The organism is uncultured Ruegeria sp., from assembly GCF_947497005.1.
Lineage (GTDB): Bacteria > Pseudomonadota > Alphaproteobacteria > Rhodobacterales > Rhodobacteraceae > Ruegeria.
This window is the reverse complement of the sequence record NZ_CANMFF010000015.1, coordinates 88,632-105,890: the sequence shown is the minus strand read 5'-3', so window position 1 is coordinate 105,890 and position 17,259 is coordinate 88,632. Positions and strand designations below refer to the sequence as shown.

Annotated in this window: 18 protein-coding genes; 2 read left to right on the top strand and 16 right to left on the bottom strand. The window is 57.0% G+C overall.

Features of this window, described 5'->3' with window-relative positions:
• Positions 1-14 precede the first annotated feature (14 nt).
• From Q0816_RS19300 to Q0816_RS19285, 4 genes are all read right to left on the bottom strand, one after another.
• On the bottom strand, positions 15-557 hold the full coding sequence (locus tag Q0816_RS19300) for an NADPH-dependent FMN reductase (protein ID WP_298853711.1): 543 nt from the start codon (positions 555-557) through the stop codon (positions 15-17).
• Between the two features lie 132 nt (positions 558-689).
• Positions 690-1,361, bottom strand: coding sequence for an OmpA family protein (locus tag Q0816_RS19295; protein WP_298853709.1), 672 nt, complete (start codon positions 1,359-1,361; stop codon positions 690-692).
• Positions 1,362-1,487: 126 nt separating this feature from the next.
• On the bottom strand, positions 1,488-2,180 hold the full coding sequence (locus Q0816_RS19290) for a YafY family protein (RefSeq protein WP_298853706.1): 693 nt from the start codon (positions 2,178-2,180) through the stop codon (positions 1,488-1,490).
• Positions 2,181-2,479: 299 nt separating this feature from the next.
• On the bottom strand, positions 2,480-3,127 hold the full coding sequence (locus Q0816_RS19285; protein ID WP_298853704.1) for an RluA family pseudouridine synthase: 648 nt from the start codon (positions 3,125-3,127) through the stop codon (positions 2,480-2,482).
• 92 nt (positions 3,128-3,219) lie between these two features.
• Between Q0816_RS19285 and Q0816_RS19280 the strand changes: the two genes are divergently transcribed.
• A complete protein-coding gene (locus Q0816_RS19280) occupies positions 3,220-3,630 on the top strand; it encodes a nuclear transport factor 2 family protein (RefSeq protein ID WP_298853702.1) in 411 nt (136 codons plus the stop codon).
• A 2-nt stretch (positions 3,631-3,632) separates the two neighbouring features.
• The gene (locus tag Q0816_RS19275; protein ID WP_298853700.1) at positions 3,633-4,343 is read left to right on the top strand and encodes an SGNH/GDSL hydrolase family protein; all 711 of its coding nucleotides are present in this window, start codon (positions 3,633-3,635) and stop codon (positions 4,341-4,343) included.
• On the opposite strand, the gene rarD is transcribed toward Q0816_RS19275, so the two are convergent.
• The 12 genes from rarD to Q0816_RS19215 form a co-directional block, all read right to left on the bottom strand.
• Positions 4,334-5,239 (bottom strand): EamA family transporter RarD, encoded by a 906-nt coding sequence (rarD, locus tag Q0816_RS19270; RefSeq protein WP_298853698.1) that lies wholly within the window; start codon positions 5,237-5,239, stop codon positions 4,334-4,336. The two genes, Q0816_RS19275 and rarD, sit on opposite strands and share 10 nt — an antisense overlap.
• A 264-nt stretch (positions 5,240-5,503) precedes the next feature.
• Positions 5,504-7,957, bottom strand: a complete 2,454-nt coding sequence (locus Q0816_RS19265) for an FAD-dependent oxidoreductase (protein ID WP_298853695.1) — start codon at positions 7,955-7,957, stop codon at positions 5,504-5,506.
• Positions 7,958-8,047: 90 nt separating this feature from the next.
• Positions 8,048-9,025: a GlxA family transcriptional regulator gene (locus Q0816_RS19260; protein ID WP_298853693.1), complete on the bottom strand. Its 978-nt coding sequence runs from the start codon at positions 9,023-9,025 to the stop codon at positions 8,048-8,050.
• An 8-nt stretch (positions 9,026-9,033) separates the two neighbouring features.
• On the bottom strand, positions 9,034-9,927 hold the full coding sequence (locus tag Q0816_RS19255; protein WP_298853691.1) for a homocysteine S-methyltransferase family protein: 894 nt from the start codon (positions 9,925-9,927) through the stop codon (positions 9,034-9,036).
• 11 nt (positions 9,928-9,938) lie between these two features.
• A complete protein-coding gene (locus tag Q0816_RS19250) occupies positions 9,939-10,991 on the bottom strand; it encodes an alcohol dehydrogenase family protein (RefSeq protein ID WP_298853689.1) in 1,053 nt (350 codons plus the stop codon).
• Between the two features lies 1 nt (position 10,992).
• Positions 10,993-11,469, bottom strand: coding sequence for a cupin domain-containing protein (locus Q0816_RS19245; protein ID WP_298853688.1), 477 nt, complete (start codon positions 11,467-11,469; stop codon positions 10,993-10,995).
• 18 nt (positions 11,470-11,487) lie between these two features.
• The gene (locus tag Q0816_RS19240; protein WP_298853686.1) at positions 11,488-13,935 is read right to left on the bottom strand and encodes an FAD-dependent oxidoreductase; all 2,448 of its coding nucleotides are present in this window, start codon (positions 13,933-13,935) and stop codon (positions 11,488-11,490) included.
• Between the two features lie 15 nt (positions 13,936-13,950).
• Entirely contained in the window at positions 13,951-14,331 is a 381-nt protein-coding gene (locus Q0816_RS19235; RefSeq protein ID WP_298853684.1) for a GFA family protein, read from the bottom strand.
• A gap of 4 nt (positions 14,332-14,335) precedes the next feature.
• Positions 14,336-14,959, bottom strand: coding sequence for a LysE family transporter (locus Q0816_RS19230; RefSeq protein WP_298853683.1), 624 nt, complete (start codon positions 14,957-14,959; stop codon positions 14,336-14,338).
• Entirely contained in the window at positions 14,959-15,528 is a 570-nt protein-coding gene (locus Q0816_RS19225; RefSeq protein ID WP_298853681.1) for an XRE family transcriptional regulator, read from the bottom strand. Before Q0816_RS19225 ends, Q0816_RS19230 begins: the two co-directional genes overlap by 1 nt.
• A gap of 333 nt (positions 15,529-15,861) precedes the next feature.
• Positions 15,862-16,611 carry a hypothetical protein gene (locus Q0816_RS19220; protein WP_298853680.1) on the bottom strand — a complete coding sequence of 250 codons (750 nt, stop codon included), beginning with the start codon at positions 16,609-16,611 and terminating at the stop codon, positions 15,862-15,864.
• 141 nt (positions 16,612-16,752) lie between these two features.
• On the bottom strand, positions 16,753-17,208 hold the full coding sequence (locus Q0816_RS19215) for a GAF domain-containing protein (RefSeq protein WP_298853678.1): 456 nt from the start codon (positions 17,206-17,208) through the stop codon (positions 16,753-16,755).
• Positions 17,209-17,259 lie beyond the last annotated feature (51 nt).

Genomic DNA, 17,259 nt, shown 5'->3' with positions numbered 1-17,259 from the left:
TCTTTGGTCCGGATTCAGAAACGAACCTCGGCCCGAAGTTTCTGCATCAGCGCGTGCAATGACTGTTCGTAACGCTCTGAGACCAGCTTTCCCTGATCGTCGAATTCATTCGAACTGTTTGCGAGATGGATTTCGGGACCTTGCAGAATGCGCGGCTGAAAGGGAACCATATAGGCCCGCAAGATCATTTGTGCTCGCTCTCCTCCGGCACGGCCCGCAGCCGCCGACATCACTGCAACCGGTTTGTCAGCCCATGGGTTGCCCTTGGTCCGGCTGACCCAGTCCAGCGCGTTCTTCAATACACCCGATGGGCCCTTGTTGTACTCAGGTGTCGAGATAATCACCGCATCGGCCTGGGCGATTTGATCGGCCAGGGTCAGAACCGCCGCCGGAACCCCTTCGCCTTCTTCCAGATCGCCATCATAGAGCGGCAAATTCAATTCCGCTTCGACAAAACTCACCGGATCGAACAACCGTGCTGCCTCGCGCAGAAGCTTGCGGTTGGTCGCGTTCTGGCGCAGCGAACCGGACAGGCCAAGAAGGTTCGGTTGAGACATCGGGGAAACTCCGTTTCAGTGTTTCCTGCAAGTTAGACCGAGATCGCGCTGATCCAAACCCCATTTGACGCACAGTCAATGCGCAAACGGGGCCGCCCCCTGGGCGACCCCGTTCATCAAAGGAAACCGGAGTTACGTGTTGCCGCTGGGTACGACGACAATCTCGACCCGGCGGTTTTGCGACTTGCCCTGCGGTGTCAGATTTGACGCAACCGGATTGTTTTCACCCTGACCAATGGTCCTGATACGGCTGTAGTTGACACCATTGGCCTGAAGAACATCAGCCACCGCATTTGCCCGGCGCTCGGACAGACCTTGGTTATAGGTCGCGTCACCGTCACTGTCAGTGTGTCCGATGATCTGCACATTTGAGTTAGGATAGTTCACCAGATTCTGGCCGACTTTCACCAGATCGGACCGCAGCGCCGGGCGCACGGTCGAACTGTCGGTGTCAAAGGTGATGTCATTCGGGACCGTCACGATCAGGCGGTCGCCTGCGTTGACAATCGTAATTCCGTCATTTGCCAGCTGCTGACGCAATTCTGCGGCCTGACGGTCCAGCTGATTGCCTATCACGCCACCACCGGCAGCCCCGATGGCACCTCCGGCCAATGCCCCCAACAACGGATCTGAATCATTAGCAATCGCGCCGATACCCGCGCCGACAAGACCACCCAAGAGTGCGCCCTGTTTGGCGTTCTGGTTCGGATCGTTTTGTACTGTCAGCGTGCCCGGATTGGTACAGGCCGAAATGGCCATGATTGAGCACAAGCCGGTTGCCAGGAAAAACTTTGAAATCGTCATGATGTCACCTTCTGCTCCGGTCCCCGTTTTTCGGGTTTACCTCTTTCCGCTCAGTATATCACTGCGCGCGCATGTAGGCTCAAGCAACAATGCAGTGATATAGGCGAATACCCGCCAAACGCATTCTCAGACCGGCTCAATAGCGGTTTCCGCACGATTCTGCTCTTGCCAGAGATCGCGCAACGACCTGCTCTGCCCAGAAAAGCTATCTTCTGTGCATTCGCTGGACCAAATACGGTCGGTGCGGAAATGGCGAAAGCCATTGCGCAGTTCGCACCACCCTGCCAGCAACGTGCATTCAATATGGTAGACCAGCGCCAGAGGGCGCACCACCCGGACGGTACGCTCGCCGTTACCATCTTCGTAAGTGATGCGAATTTTCTGCTCGGCCCGAATCGCTTCGCGAAAATGCGCAACCGATATACAGCCCTTCTCAGGATCGTCCGCCGGAGCTCCCCAGGGTGCAACCTGCAGCCAATCCGCGGGGCAATGCAGCGCATCGATCTTCTGACATATCCGGCTGGCAGCCCGCTGCAGATGGCTGTCGCCGGTACGTGCCAGCAGGGACAGGCCAACCCACAAAGCCTCGACCTCTTCCGCATCGAAATTCAGCGGCGGCAAATCGTATCCACGCCGCATTATGTACCCGATACCGGCCTCACCCTCGATGGGCGTCCGCTGAGCCTGCAACTCGGCAATATCGCGATAGACCGTGCGCACGGACACCTCCAACCTTGCGGCCAGCGCCTCTGCCGTGACCGGAGCGCCCGCAGCACGCAGGATCTGAATGATTTCAAACAAACGGGTCGAACGACGCATGGAATTCTCCTGTCAACATGCTGACACCCTAGCACACCCCACTGACAAGAGGGTGTCAGGAGTGATGAGGGAAATTGAACTGGTATCGAAAAAGGGAACAAGAATATGCCATACCTCGACAACCATGTCATGATGACTTTGAAACTTGGGCGCTGGTCTCAGGGTCACGCGTTGCGCGCCTTCGAGATTGAACACGAGATGGCACGAGAGCGCCAGTGCATGCAGCCCGCTTCGAAAAAGCGAACCAGATGGTTTTCACTGGGCAACCTGAAGATACTGTGGACGAGCACAGCCTGAGATCAGAATTCAGGCCGAGCCCTAAATTTCATTGAAAGCCCGCCTTCCGGGTGTTTCAGGCGCAGTTCTTCGGAATGCAACATCAACCTTGGGAAACCGGCTGCCGCGCCGGTTGCATAGAACGGATCACCCAGGATCGGATGACCCAACGCCTGCATATGAACACGCAACTGATGAGACCGGCCCGTTTTAGGGAACAAGCGAACGCGCGTTGTTTCGCTTTCGAATTTAAGAACCCTCCAGTCGGTGATCGCTGGTTTTCCGGTGTCGTGGCAGACCATCTGTCTGGGTCGATTGGGCCAGTCCACGATCAAGGGCAGGTCAACAGTGCCGGTCTTTGGCTCCAGCCTTCCCCAGACACGTGCAACATAGGTTTTGCGTGTCTGCCGCTGTTCGAATTGCATGCTAAGATTCCGTTGGGCATGCGGCGTCTGGGCAAAGACAATGACGCCGGATGTGTCCCGATCCAGCCGGTGAACCAGCAGCGCCTGTGGGAATGTGGCCTGAATTCGGGTCAGAAGACAGTCGGACAGGTGCTCGCCCCTACCCGGAACTGAAAGCAAACCTGACGGTTTGTTCACAACAATCAGCTGTGCATCTTCGTGCAGCAAATCCAGCGGGGTTTGAGGGGGGTCATAAGTCTCGCTCATGTGGGCCTGCCTATCGCAGCAGGCAACCTCCCGCAACGTCGTCCTTGCGTACTGCCCGATGTTCGGTGACCTTCAGCCCAGGAGGAGACGGAATGCACCCGACAATAGAACGAATGCAAGAGGTGGTCGCAAAAGGCGACGAGGCCTTGATCCACGAACTTCTGGCCGAGGATGTGCAGTTCATGCCACCGACATATTACAGCACATGGACCGGGCGTGCGCCTGTAGCGGCCGTTCTGGGCCATGTTGGGCAGGTCTTTTCCGACTTCCGCTATCGCAGGATCATGGGCAATGAGAAGGACTGGGCCTTGGAATTTCAATGCAAGGTTGGGGATCTGGACGGCATCGGCGTAGATCTCATCACATTGAACGACCAAGGATTAATCCAAACCTTCGAGGTGGCCATGCGGCCCTACAAGACTGTGGGTGCCCTGCGACAGGCGATGATGACGCGGGTAATGAAAGACCCTCGTTTTCTGGAATTCAAAAACGCACTGAACTGACAATGCCCGGCTCTTTTGGAACTGACCAGATTCTGCGGGTTCCGCTATTGCCTGTACTTGCTGCACAGGGCTTGTCGGTGCGCCGCAACGCTCGGTTACTGCCCGAACCAACGGGCCCGCGCGAGGGTCGTATCGGGCGCGGGCCTCGCTTGCGCCTGCTGATTACAGGGGACAGTTCAGCAGCCGGGGTGGGGGCTGGCACACAGGGTCAGGCCCTGTCCGGCCACCTGATCAAACGACTGGGCAAACATCATTCGGTAGAATGGAAACTGGAAGCAACAACCGGACACACAACCCAGGACACGATTGATTGCCTGCAAAGGATGACTGGTGAATTCGACGCGGTTGTCACAGCTTTGGGTGTGAACGATGTCACACGTGCGGTCACTCGACGGCAGTTTGCAAATCGCCAAACGCGGCTTATCCGCATACTCTCGGAAAATCTCGGCGCTCGTCGAATTGTCATCACCGCAGTGCCCCAGATGAACCGGTTTCCTGCGCTGCCTCAACCTTTGGCCTGGGTTCTTGGGCGTCAGGCTGCGCGGCTGGATCGCGGCCTGCAAGAGGTCGTCTCCACTTTTCCGCATGTCCGGCACCTGAAACTCGAGCTGCCAGACGACCCGGCATTGGCCGCATCGGACGGGTATCACCCTAGCCCCCGAACCTATGATCTATGGGCCGACAAGGCCGCGCGCATGTTGCTTCAAGCCTGAGCCCGCGCCTGCCGAATCATCGGGACTGAATAAACGATCAGAGCCGCCCAGATCAGTGGGAAAGCGATCATTCGACCTGTGTCGATTTTTTCGCCGAACAATGTGATCGCTGTTATGAAAATCATGGTCGGCGCTATGTATTGCAGGATACCCATGGTGGATAGACGCACCAGCTTGGCGCCGTTTGCGTAGACCAGCAATGGCACGGCCGTCACAATCCCGGCACAGGCCAACAGAACGGTATCAGATGTGGTTATTCCAAAATGCCCAGTGCCCTGTATACCCAGCCATGTGACGTAGGCCAAAGCCGGGATCAATAGAATCAGAACCTCAAGCAGGAACCCCTGATTGGGCCCAATCGGCAGCGAACGCTTGAAAAACGCGTAGAACCCCCAGCTGACCATCAATGCAAGCGCAACCCAAGGCAGCCGCCCGGCCTCCAATACGATGACCAGGACGCCTAGCGCAGCAAGGCCGACCGCAAAAAGCTGAGTGCGCGTCAATGGCTCGCGCAACAAGATCGCCCCCAGCGCGATGCTGAACAGAGGGTTGATATAATACCCCAATGCCGCATCCAATGCATGACCCGTTGAGATCGCCCAGACATAAATTGCCCAGTTCACGGAAATAAGCGCAGCTGTCAAAGCGGCCATGCCCAACATCTTCGGGTTGCCAAGCGCAGCCTTCAGATCACGGGTTCGGCCCAATACGACCAGCAAAAGCCCGGCCAAAGGCACTGACCAGATAACACGATGCGCCACAACCTCGACCGGACCCATATGATCCAGCGCTTTCATGTACAGAGGCAGAAACCCCCACAGGACGTAAGCCGTGACTGCCAGCGCAAGCCCTTTTGGTGTGTCCGTGTTCTGAGAAGGTAAAAGCGTGTCTGCCACATCGGGTCTCCGGTTGATACCTGTTCGGTTTACGGCAGAACCGAACAGGTTGAAAACTCTGAAAACAGTGAAGTGTCACATAACGATGTTTGATGAGTTACCAGACCGCATTTTTTTTTGCTGCCGGAAATGCGAGGCTATGCCTCGCGTTCCGAGGTATTTTTGGCCAGATGAAGAACCGATCCCCTGCTTCATCTGGCTCCAAATACCTCGGGGGAGTCGCCCGGCACGGGCGGCGGCGGCAGAGCCCCCCTTCCCTGTGTGTCAGACTTTCACCCGCTCGGATTTCGGGTCGTACATGGGTTTGAGAGACGCATCGGCTTTGATCTTCACGCCACAAACGTCGATCTCGTATGTCGAGGCCAAAACGTCTGCGGCCTTCTCGCCTTCGCTCGGCACATAACCCAAACCGATAGCACCGCCGAGTGTGTGGCCATAGTTGCCCGAGCTCAGGTAGCCCACATATTCCCCATCGCGCACGATCGGTTCATTGTGGAACAGCAGAGGCTCAGACTCTGTCAGGCGGAACTGTACCAGTCGGTTCTTGGGCCCACTTTCTTTCCGTGCAATCACGGCTTCACGCCCAATGAAATCGCTGCCTTTGTCTACCTTGACGGCAAAACCCAGACCAGCGTCGACGACATGATCTTCGCAGGTGATGTCATGTCCGAAATGGCGGAAGCCCTTTTCGATCCGGCAGCTGTCCATCATGTGCATACCACAAAGCTTCAACCCCATGTCCTGACCGGCCTCATGAAGCGTCTCGAACACGTGGCCCGCCATGTCGGACGACACATAGATTTCCCATCCAAGCTCGCCCACATAGGTCACGCGATGGGCACGGGCGAGGCCCATGCCGATCTCAATCTCTTGCGCACTGCCGAACGGGTTGGTGGCGTTCGTGAAATCGTTGGGCGAGACTTTTTCCAGCAGCATGCGTGCATTCGGACCCATGACAGCCAAGACACCTTCACCGACTGTCACGTCAGTAATGACAACCTTGAAATTGCCTGAATGACGCATCATCCAGGTCTGATCCGCCAGACGGGTCGCTGCCGGAGTTACCACCAGATATGCGGTTTCAGTCAGCCGGGTCACAGTGACGTCCGCCTCAATTCCGCCGGTACGGTTCAGGAACTGCGTATAGACGATCTTGCCGTTGGGCACCGAGTAATCGCCGCCACCGATATAGTTCATGAATTCCTCGGCATCGGGGCCTTCGACACGGATTTTCCCGAAGGATGACATGTCATACATGCCCACATTTTCGCGCACGGCCTTATGTTCGGCGGCCGAGTTCTCGAACCAGTTCTGACGTTTCCAGCTGTATTGGTATTCCCGTTCCTGGCCGTCATTTGCGAACCAGTTGGCGCGTTCCCAACCGGCCAGTTCGCCCATTACGGCGCCCTGTTCCAACAGGTGATGATGGAAAGGTGTCCGGCGCACGCCGCGAGCGGTGGCTTTCTGGCGATAGGGATAATGGTCCGCATAGAGCAGACCCAGTGTCTCTTTCGAGCGTTCGAACAGATAGCGCCTATTACCCTGGAACGGCTGCATGCGGCTGACGTCCACGTCGCCGAGGTCAAAGGGTTTCTCGCCCGTGTCCATCCACTCGGCCAGCGCCATGCCTGCACCACCGGCCGACTGAATGCCGATCGAGTTGAACCCGGCGGCAATCCAGACATTGTCCATCTCAGGCGCCAGACCCAGGTGGTACGCATCATCGGGCGTAAAACTCTCTGGACCGTTGAAGAAGGTGTGGATACCGGCCTCGGCCAGCATCGGCATCCGTTCACAAGCGGCTTCGAGGATGGGCTCAAAATGGTCGAAATCCTCGGGCAGCTGGTCGAATTCGAACGTGTCAGGGATACCATCCATTGCCCAAGGCTTTGCGTTGGGTTCAAACGCGCCCAGCAGAATTTTACCTGCGTCTTCCTTATAGTAAGCACACTCGTCCGGCACGCGCAGCACAGGCAGCTGGGTCAGGCCATCAATGTTCTCGGTGACGATGTAGAAGTGCTCGCACGCATGAAGCGGTACGTTCACACCGGCCATCCGGCCAACTTCGTGGCCCCACATGCCAGCACAATTCACCACCATGTCACATTCGATATGGCCTGAGGCGCTGCCGTCATCTGCAACCCAGTCCACGCCGGTAACCGACCGTCCCTGCTTGACGATGTTGGCGACTTTCACCCGCTCTTTCACCACGCCTCCACGTTGGCGCGCGCCCTTGGCCAAAGCCAACGCAATATTGGCCGGATCACCTTGCCCGTCCAATGGCAGGTAGACGGCACCTTTGACGCCCTCGAGGTTGATATGCGGATACAATTCCTGCACGCGCTCGTTCGAGATTTCTTCGACCTCGACGCCAAAAGCCCGGGCCATCGCAGCCTGGCGATAGATCTCTTCCTTGCGTTCTTCTGTCAGGGCTACGGTGATCGACCCGCAGCGCTTGAAGCCCGTGGCGACGCCAGTTTCCTCTTCCAGCGAGCCATACAGTTCCTGGCTGTATTTCGCCAGTTTGGTCATGTTTGCGGTGGCGCGCAGCTGCGCGATCAGGCCTGCCGCATGCCAGGTGGTACCGCTGGTCAGCTGTTTGCGTTCCAGCAGCACAACATCCTTCCAACCCTTCTTGGTCAGGTGATATGCGACTGAGCATCCGATGACGCCACCGCCGATGATGACCACTCGGGCCTTGCTGGGAAGATCAACCATTGTGACGACTCCACTCGTGTTTGGTTTTGGGCAGAATGGCATGGAGGATCGACAATAAATGCATCAAAAGCGTCACGGTATCCGGGAAAATCATCTTTGTGCGGTCTGGCGTTTTTTCCGTCTCATGACAAAGGGCGTGACCCCGAAAAAGCTTTTGTAAACAGAAGAGAATCCGTTTGGAAAACCGCAGGCCATGCCGATCTCACGCACGCTCAGGGTTGTGTTCATCAACAGATTATTGGCCTTTGCCAGCCGCATCTCTCGGTAAAAACCGTTTGGAGTGGTGCCAAAGACAGATTTGAATTTTCGTTCGAGTGACCGATTCGACAGCTTCAGATCCTCGACAATCTGCCGGATTGGCAGCGGGTCTTCGATATTCTCCTGCATCAGCTTTATGCAATGATCCAGCTTGCCATCACCTGTGGCGGTGGTCTTGGCCCCCGAAAACGGCTGCATCGATGAAAAGTCGCGGATTTGTTCATGCAACAGAATATCCGCGACCGTCATCTTCGCCGGCCCCGATATATGCCGCCCGATGACGGCCAGCGCGATGTCTGCCGTGGCCCCCATCCCTGCACATGTCACCACAGGTCCGTTTTCGGTGGCGATCATTAGCTTTGCCTCGAACCGCGCGCCGCGTTCCTGCAGAAACGACGCGTTCTCCCAATGGGTGGCCAGATCATCGGTGCCCTGTTCATCAATGTACCGACTGGCCGCTTCAGCCAGCAGAAAGACCTGTGCGTCTCGATAGGTGTAGTCAGAGACGATCCGACCGAGCGACAGATCAGGCTGGTCCGGATCGCTATTGCCGATAACGAATAGGTAATCGGCCTTGGGATGCGACGGGACTGGGTCGGTCGAAACAACCGCGTCACTACTGCTAGCCACAGGGCCTCCGCGCAACGATCTATAGGTGTAGGTAAAAGGCGGTGAAGGGCAAACACGATTGGCGACGCGCAGAACGTCCACAAGCGACGCCAGTTCCAACAGCACGAACCCCGGCGCGACGAGGATGTCGAAATGCCGAATGGTCAGGTTTGGTGCTGCCGAAGTTGATTTTGCCGTCATTTTCTTGCTCAGACGATGTTATATCCGACGGCCCGCAACCGGTTCGCCAGTTCTTCAATATGATCCGGCCCGATTTCGCAGCATCCACCGACAATCGTCGCGCCCTGATCGACCCACCGCATCACCTGATCTGCGTAGGCGCTGGGGCCAAGGTCATGGCGTTGTTCCAGCGCATCCACGGTCGGTGCATCCTCAAGGAACCCATCCGAAATATAGGTGAAGCCGTTGGCATACGCCCCATAGGGCCGGTTCATGTCGGGCAGAATCTCCAGCGCTGCCGGGATCGCTTCGGGACGCGAGCAGTTGATCAGCACCGCATCGGGCGAAAACTCTTCGACCAGCGGTGCAACGTCCGTTAGCGGCTCACCAGATCTGAGAAGGTTGCCATCGTCGTCCTGGACCGACAAGGCCAACCAAACCGGTTTGCCGCATCCGGTCGTGCCACGCAGCGCACCTTCGGCTTCCTGTACCGAAGACACGGTTTCGATCAGAAACAGATCAACGCGCGAATCCATCATAGCCACAAGCTCAGCGAACTTGTCCGCAGCGTCGGCCGGGTCCGGGTTCAGATCGGGTCGATATGATGCCAGAAGCGGCCCCAGTGCTCCGGCAATCCGCCCTCCGGTTTCGGCACGGGCACGTTCGGCCTGCGTCAGGGCGGTGTCGATAAGGGCAGGCATCTGGTCTTCCATCCCTACCCGCATCAGGCGCGACCGGTGGACCGCATAGGTATTGGTGGTCGCAACCGTCGCACCACGACGGAAATAGTCGCCGTGCACCTCACCGACCAGATCAGGGTGGTCGATCATCACACGCGTCGACCACAGCGGTGTCGCCCGATCACCGCTGCGCTTGACCAGTTCCTGCCCGATTGAGCCGTCCAAAAGAATGATGTCAGTCATTTTATTGCTCCTCAGGGCACCAGCACCAGTTTGCCCGGAAGGGTCTTTGCCTGAAAATCCACCTGTGCAATGGCAATGTCCTGCAGCGGATAGGTTCTCGAAATCAGCGGTTTGATCCGTCCAGTGTTTACTAATTCTACAAGTCGGCTAAACACTTCAGGCGCCTGATGCGTGCACCCGTGAATGGTGATGTCGCGCAAGTAGATGTCCCGCAGATCGGCCTCGACAATCGGGCCTGCGATTGCCCCGGAAACGGCGTAGTGTCCACCGGGTTTCAGGGCAAGGATCAGCGATGCCCATGAAGGCCCACCGACAACATCGATGACTACGTCGAACATGTCCTGCGGCAGCGGTTCGTTCCGATCAAACGTGCCCTCCGCGCCTTGCGATTTGACGATCTCAGTTTTCGCAGTCCCCGTCACCCCCCAGACCGACGCCCCTCGTAACGTGGCCAGTTGTACGGCCGCCAGACCAACGCCTCCGGACGCACCGGTGATCAAGACCTTTTGCCCTGCCGTTACGCCAGCACGGGTCAGCAGGTTCTCGGCGGTGCCAAAGGCGCAGGGGATGGCTGCGATTTCCACGTCAGACAGGGGTGAGGCGCTTACGTCATACAGGTCATCCGCCTCAACCAGACAGTATTGAGCAAAGGCCCCGTCGATCTCGGACCCGAGCGCGATGAAGCCTTGAGGGTTTCCGGGTCGCGGGCGCGGCAGGTTGATCGGACAGGTCACACGTTGACCCAGTTCGAAATCTGCCCCGTCACCAAAGGCCTCGACAATTCCGCACAAATCCCCGCCCTGAATGCGGGGAAAGTGCAGTGCACCGCCCCAACCACCGGCTTCGACGTCCTGATCCACGGCGTCCGTGGCGCCGGTGACATCCGATGAGTACCAGCCAACCCGAGTGTTGATATCCGTGTTGTTCACACCCGCAGCCGCGACCCGGACAAGCACCTGCCCCGGCCCGGGCTCAGGAACCGGAATATCGTCGCGCCACTCCAAAACCTCGGATCCACCGTGACCGGTCAAGTAGACACCTGACATGGTTTTAGGAACGGCCATCTTAAACCTCATCATCTGGATGTGGTGGCATGGGTCCCATGGGGACAATGTCGTACCGTGCGTTGAGCTCAGCCATTTTCATCTCGTCCGAAAAGTCCGCTTCACTCATCGTTGCGAGTTCCGCAAGAAACCCATCGAACCCCGAGGGTTGAAAAATCATGAGCATCTTGGCTGGCGCGTCACTCGCCACGCGACAGGCATGTGGCACACCAGGCGGAACATGCATCGTGGTGCCCCGCCCGCATCTATGCCAATCTCCATCAACATAAAAATCAACCTCGCCTTCCAGAAAATAGAAGGTTTCGGCATGTGCCTTATGGCAATGAAGGCCAAGCGCGAAGCTGGCCTTCAAATTGTCTTCCATAAGCGTATATGCACCGTCCGTGTCCTGACCTGACACCTTCACAAAGGTGTGGTCATTCTCCCAGTCATAGTTGGGACCCTCACCGGGTCCCAATATTGCGTATCGTTTGCTCATGGCGGTCTCCGCAAGAGGTTAAGCGCGCAACCGCTCGTTCTCGGGATCCCAGAGCGGCTGGTCCTGCTCTACCACTGCGCGGCACTTTTGGCCGTAGATTTCGACCTCGAGTTCAGTGCCGGGGTTTGCGAGCTCGGCCTTGATCATGCCCAGCGCGATGGATTTGCCAACACGGTAACCCCATGCTCCCGACGTGGTCTCGCCTACGATCTCATCGCCTTGCCAGATGCAGGACATATATGGCGCGTCGCAATCACCAGCCTCAACAGTCAGGGTGACGAAAGATTTCTTAACACCCTGCTGCTTTTCGTTCAGGATCGCAGCCTTTCCGGGGAAGTCCTGTGGTTTGTCCAGCTTGACGAACCGCTCCAGACCGCCTTCGAGCAGCGAGTAATCGGTCGAAAGATCGCCTTTCCACGCGCGATAGCCCTTTTCGATTCGCAGCGAGTTCAGCGCATACATCCCAAACGGCTTGGCACCGGCATCTACGATCGCGTCATAGATCGCAGGCATATGCTCGTTCAGTGCATGCACTTCCCAGCCCAGCTCACCAGCGAAGGACACGCGGATCAGGTAGGCAGACCGACCAGCGACGGTGGCGGACTGGTGGGTTAGCCATCCGGAGGTCAGATCAGCATCGGTCATACACGACAGAATCTCACGCGATTTCGGACCGGTGACGATCAGCGTGTCGCGCGTGGTTGTGACATCCGTAATCGACACAGTGGCAGGCAACGCGTTCATCAGAATATCGCGGTCGTGCCATTGCGCGGTCGCTGCGGTGATCATTACAAACTCGTCTTCTCCCAGACGGATGCAGGACATCTCGGTCAGAATGCGACCACGGTCGTCGGAGACATAGATCAGGTTCATCCGGCCGACCTTTGGCAACCCACCGGTTGCGAGGCCGCGCAACGCCTCGGCGGCGCCGTCTCCCTTGACCATGAAACGCGAGAAGCCAGGCAAATCTAACACGCCACAATGGTCTCTCACGGCCTCGCATTCTTCTTGAATCCGCTGCTCCCACGGGCCGGAACGGCCCCAGGTATGGGTTGCTTCAAGCGATGTGTCATCGCCTGGCTTCGCGAACCAGTTGGCCCGCTCCCATCCGTTGTAGGCACCCATCACGCCGCCCAGCGCCTTGACCTTGTCATGCACCGGTGACAGCTTCTTGTCGCGCGCGGCAGGCCATTCGTGGTGCGGGTAATGCATGGCGTATTCGTTGCCGTAAACCTCCATGCCTTTCTGGTTGCAATAGTCCTGATCGGTATAATCGGTATAGCGCCGCGGATCGACGGCCCACATATCCCATTCGGTTGCGCCATCGACGATCCATTCGGCCAACACCTTGCCAGCTCCGCCGCCTTGCGCGATGCCGAAAGTAAAGGTGTGTGCCTCGAACGCGTTTTTCACACCGGGCATAGGACCGATCAGCGGCAATCCATCCGGCGCATAAGGGATCGGCCCGTTGATGACACGCCCAACGCCCGAGGTTGCCATCAGCGGAACCCGCTCCATCGCGTCGGTCATGATGTCTTCGATCCGGTCCAGATCGTCGTTCCACAGCTGGAAGCTGAAGTCCTCGGGCATCGGGTCGTCTTCCGTCATCCAGTGGCCCTTGCAGTTGGGCTCATAAGGACCAAGGTTGAAACCGTGCTTCTCCTGCCGCAGGTAATAAGACACGTCCACATCCCTAAGCAAAGGCAGCTTGGCACCGCTTTCCTTGGTCCATGCTTCGATCTCGGGGATTTCATCGGTCAATAGGTATTGGTGGCTCATGACCATCGCAGGAACGGTACGACCTCCGAAGGGTTTGAACCATTCGCCCACGCGCTGCGCATAATACCCGGCTGCGTTCACAACATAGTCACAGGCAATGTCGCCTTTTTCGGTCTGTACGGTCCATGTACCGTCATCATGCTGCGTCACGCCCGTTGCCGGGGTGAAGCGCAGGATTTTCTGCCCCATGTCCCGCGCGCCTTTTGCAAGGGCCTGGGTCAACTGGGCCGGGTCGATATCACCATCCGTCGGATCATAAAGAACACCGTCCAGATCATGGGTTTCCAGAAAGGGATATCGCTCTTTGGCTTCTTCCGGTGTCCACATCTCCATCGGGATGCCCTGATAGTGACCCATCGCCATTGCGCGCTCGAATTCCTGCATCCGCTCTTTCGAATGCGCCAGCCGAATGGAACCGGTCTGGTGATAGTTCATCGGGTAGTCGACCTCATCCCCCAACCGCGCATACAGCTCGGTCGAATAGCGCTGCATGTTCATGATCGCCCAAGAGGTCGAGAAGGTCGGCACGTTACCCGCCGCGTGCCAGGTCGAGCCTGCGGTCAGTTCGTTCTTTTCCAGCAGGACACAATCGGTCCAGCCTTTCTTGGCCAGATGGTACAGGGACGACGCCCCCACTACACCGCCACCGATAATAACCACGCGGGCTTTTGTCGGAAAATCACTCATGTGTCTTGATCCCTGTTACTGTGCCTCTTGAGGCAGATCGTCCGTGATGTCGTAGTAATCGCCCTTGTCAGCCACAAATATGTGCTTCGAGAGCTTAAGGCCCGTGGGGGCATCGAATGCGCCCATGGAAATTGAAATCGTGTCCTCTTTGTTATGTTGCCAAAAGAGAAACGAACCACAATTGCTGCAGAACCCGCGCCGTGCGATGTCAGAAGCGCGATACCAGCTCAGCGTGTCGCTGGCCGAGAAACTCAGGTTGTCCTGATGCGTCCACGTTGAAGACCAGACATGACCGGACTGTTTGCGACACTGACCGCAGTGGCAGGCCGAAGGCGGTGAAAGGTCTCCGTCGATGGTGAAAGCAACTGAACCGCAAAGGCAGGACCCGTTGTGCATGTAACTACCCTCTTGCTGAAGGCGTGGTGCTGGCTCCCAACAACACGCCGTAAATTATGAAACAGGCCGCCATCACCCGGCGCACCCAGATATTGAACACCGCCCCCAGTGCCGCCTTGCCCATCAGTGCGCCCAGCACCGTAAAACCGGTATAGCTGAGCGTCGTTATGATCAGCGCGGTTGGCATGATCACGACCATCTGCTGCCAGATCGGAACTTCGGGCTGAACGAATTGCGAAAAGGCCGCAAGGTATCCGGCGACACTTTTGGGATTGATCGTAGCCACCGTCAACGCGTGCAAGTAGACGTGCCTGGCCGGACGTTCCGAGGCTGGTGCGGGTTTTGTTGCGTTCATCCAGCCACGAATGCCCAGCCAGATCAGAAAGCCTGCGCCGACCAGCTTGGCCACGAAGAAACCGGTCGGAGAAGCAGCAATCAGAGCGGTAATGCCCAGTGCAGACAGGATCAAAAAGACGCTGGCTTGTGTCAGAATTGCCAGTACACCAAGCATCGCCTTGGGAAACGGCAGGCTCATCCCGTTTGAGATGCAATTGACCGCGTTCGGCCCCGGCGTGGTGACAAAAACCACCCAGAACAGCGCGAATATGGTCCAGGCCTCGAACGACATCAGTACACCGGCGGGGCGATGACCCAGATGGCCACCGCAGGCTCATCATAGGGGTTAGCCCATTGATAAGGTTCATGTTTGATCCGAAAGCTATCACCGGACCCAACCAGAAATTCTCGCGCCCCAATCTTCAGGTTCAATCGGCCCGAGATCATGTATCCCACTTCCTGCGTCGGGCGATTGGCTGGCGTCTGCATCCGCGAATTTGGCTCGAAGGTGGAATGCACCATTTCGAAATCATCGGTCAGATCCGGTGAGAGCAGCTCTTCGATCAACCCTTCTTCACCTGAACCCATTGGACGGCGCGACCCTGCGCGCACAACATACCCCTGTTCGTCTGCAGGGGCAGTTGAATGCGCAAACAGCATCGACATGGGCACGCCAAGACATTCGGCAATTTGGCGCAGGTCCGAGATTGAAGGGTCTGACATGTCGCGCTCAACCTGGCTCAACCACCCTACAGATCGGTCCAGCCGTGTCGCAATCTCGGTTAGGGTCAACCCGCGGGCTTTACGCAAGGCCCGCAGGTCAGCGCCGAGCGTCGCACTTTGAGGGGCCTGGCTGTTCAATGGTCGCTCCGAATCTCGTGAAATTTTTTCCTCGTTTTTCACGATGGGGCAAGTTGGTGAAATTTCCAAGCTTTTTTTCACGCCCGGTATTCGCTAGGACATTAACCAGTAAAGTTTGCCAACAAGAGAATTAGTGGCCTGCAGGCGCGCAAGACCTTGAAACACCAATGGATTGCAGGGTTTCAGACGTAAAACCTCAGTGTTTTTCAGACAATGTTTTCATTTCAAAAGACATCACGCGTCATTTCCCTGCCACGCCTCGGCGGGATCAGCGATCCTTTACGCCAAAGGTATTTCCAGAAGTACCTAAAGTCTCGGAAAGCCCATCTGGCTTTAGAATTGAAGTCCTGCAAACACCTTCACTTCATCCAGCACGTGTTGCGGCCAACGACGGGTGAAGCTGTCAGCAATCGTTTCGCGTTTCTCCGGCTCTAGCCCGGCGAGCAAACTGGGAAAGCGACCCCGGTTTCTGGGCAACGTCCACATTTCGATGTCCTTCTCGAAACAGTAGCGAGCAAACCGCACATCAACGAATTTCTCGCTGCCCTCCATATAGTCCAGAGCTGGAAACAGCGAACCGGGCAGCATGACCGTTCCGGTCCCCAGCTGGTGTACTCTGGACGAGTGGGTCAATCGTTGATTCATGCGCAACAACGTGCGCTGCCGTATCGACTTGGGTGTCGGGTTTGTGAACGTCGTAGCGTGATATCCGAAGACGCGCTTATCCAACCCGACACCCCGTGCCCGGCGTATGGTCTGACGGACATAATTGTCAGCATATTCGATATCGTCGTCGACAAGAAAAACGGTGTCTTCAGGATCGGGTTGGAAAATGAACTTGCCAACATCCTTATAGTCTCGCTCGGGTATCACAGCAGTGACATTGTCGAACTCGCTCAGAAAATCGGGCACATCCTGATATTCGTTCAAGCAGACGAAAACCCTGTCAACCTGCGACGCAATGCTTGCCACCGAATGGGGCAACACGCCAATACGATCCGGGAATGTCGCCATATGCGCGCGTCTGATCCCTTTTTGGGGTGCCCCGTCCGTTACCGTCGGATTAATTTCAGACTCTTGCATCCCTGAGAAACACCCTGAAAAGAAATTTCGCTATGGAATTTGATAGGAGATCGCCTCGAAGCCTGCAAGGCGAAGTCAGCCGGGCTGCTCAATGGCCCGAGAATCCTCTGCTTTGATGCAAGACCGCAACGACGCTGAAGGCTAGCGCCCCGCAAACACGGTGGTCAGAATGTCTTCCAGATTTTGCGCATCCTGCGGTGTGAACGCATCCGGCAGATTGCTGTCTATGTCAAAAACAGCAATGACTTCACCCGACGAGTTCCGTACCGGCAGGACAAGCTCGGACCGTGTTGAACTGGCGCAGGCAATGTGACCCGGAAAGGCGTCTACATCCGGCACCAACTGAGCCTCGCCTGTTCTTGCAGCGGCACCGCAGACGCCCCGGTCGAACGGGATAACCAAACAACCATGCCCACCCTGATACGGGCCGATTTTCAAAAGGCCCGGTTCGGTAACGCGGTAAAACCCGGTCCAATCAAAACGATCGTCCGAATGATGAACCTCGCAGGCGACGGTGGCCATGAGTGCAACCTGATCTGTTTCGCCTTCGGTCAAAGCTGCGACCGTCTTGGCAAGGGTTTCGTAATCGGCAATCATCGGTATTAACCCCTTCGGAGTGCGCGGGGGCGCTGCCCCCGAACCACCGGA

Bases quoted from the DNA above. Each gene is read 5' to 3' on its own strand.
- Q0816_RS19300 (WP_298853711.1), bottom strand. From the start codon at position 557: ATGTCTCAACCGAACCTTCTTGGCCTGTCCGGTTCGCTGCGCCAGAAC.
- Q0816_RS19295 (WP_298853709.1), bottom strand. From the start codon at position 1,361: ATGACGATTTCAAAGTTTTTCCTGGCAACCGGCTTGTGCTCAATCATG.
- Q0816_RS19290 (WP_298853706.1), bottom strand. From the start codon at position 2,180: ATGCGTCGTTCGACCCGTTTGTTTGAAATCATTCAGATCCTGCGTGCT.
- Q0816_RS19285 (WP_298853704.1), bottom strand. From the start codon at position 3,127: ATGAGCGAGACTTATGACCCCCCTCAAACCCCGCTGGATTTGCTGCAC.
- Q0816_RS19280 (WP_298853702.1), top strand. From the start codon at position 3,220: ATGCACCCGACAATAGAACGAATGCAAGAGGTGGTCGCAAAAGGCGAC.
- Q0816_RS19275 (WP_298853700.1), top strand. From the start codon at position 3,633: ATGCCCGGCTCTTTTGGAACTGACCAGATTCTGCGGGTTCCGCTATTG.
- Q0816_RS19265 (WP_298853695.1), bottom strand. From the start codon at position 7,957: ATGGTTGATCTTCCCAGCAAGGCCCGAGTGGTCATCATCGGCGGTGGC.
- Q0816_RS19260 (WP_298853693.1), bottom strand. From the start codon at position 9,025: ATGACGGCAAAATCAACTTCGGCAGCACCAAACCTGACCATTCGGCAT.
- Q0816_RS19255 (WP_298853691.1), bottom strand. From the start codon at position 9,927: ATGACTGACATCATTCTTTTGGACGGCTCAATCGGGCAGGAACTGGTC.
- Q0816_RS19250 (WP_298853689.1), bottom strand. From the start codon at position 10,991: ATGGCCGTTCCTAAAACCATGTCAGGTGTCTACTTGACCGGTCACGGT.
- Q0816_RS19245 (WP_298853688.1), bottom strand. From the start codon at position 11,469: ATGAGCAAACGATACGCAATATTGGGACCCGGTGAGGGTCCCAACTAT.
- Q0816_RS19240 (WP_298853686.1), bottom strand. From the start codon at position 13,935: ATGAGTGATTTTCCGACAAAAGCCCGCGTGGTTATTATCGGTGGCGGT.
- Q0816_RS19235 (WP_298853684.1), bottom strand. From the start codon at position 14,331: ATGCACAACGGGTCCTGCCTTTGCGGTTCAGTTGCTTTCACCATCGAC.
- Q0816_RS19230 (WP_298853683.1), bottom strand. From the start codon at position 14,959: ATGTCGTTCGAGGCCTGGACCATATTCGCGCTGTTCTGGGTGGTTTTT.
- Q0816_RS19220 (WP_298853680.1), bottom strand. From the start codon at position 16,611: ATGCAAGAGTCTGAAATTAATCCGACGGTAACGGACGGGGCACCCCAA.
- Q0816_RS19215 (WP_298853678.1), bottom strand. From the start codon at position 17,208: ATGATTGCCGATTACGAAACCCTTGCCAAGACGGTCGCAGCTTTGACC.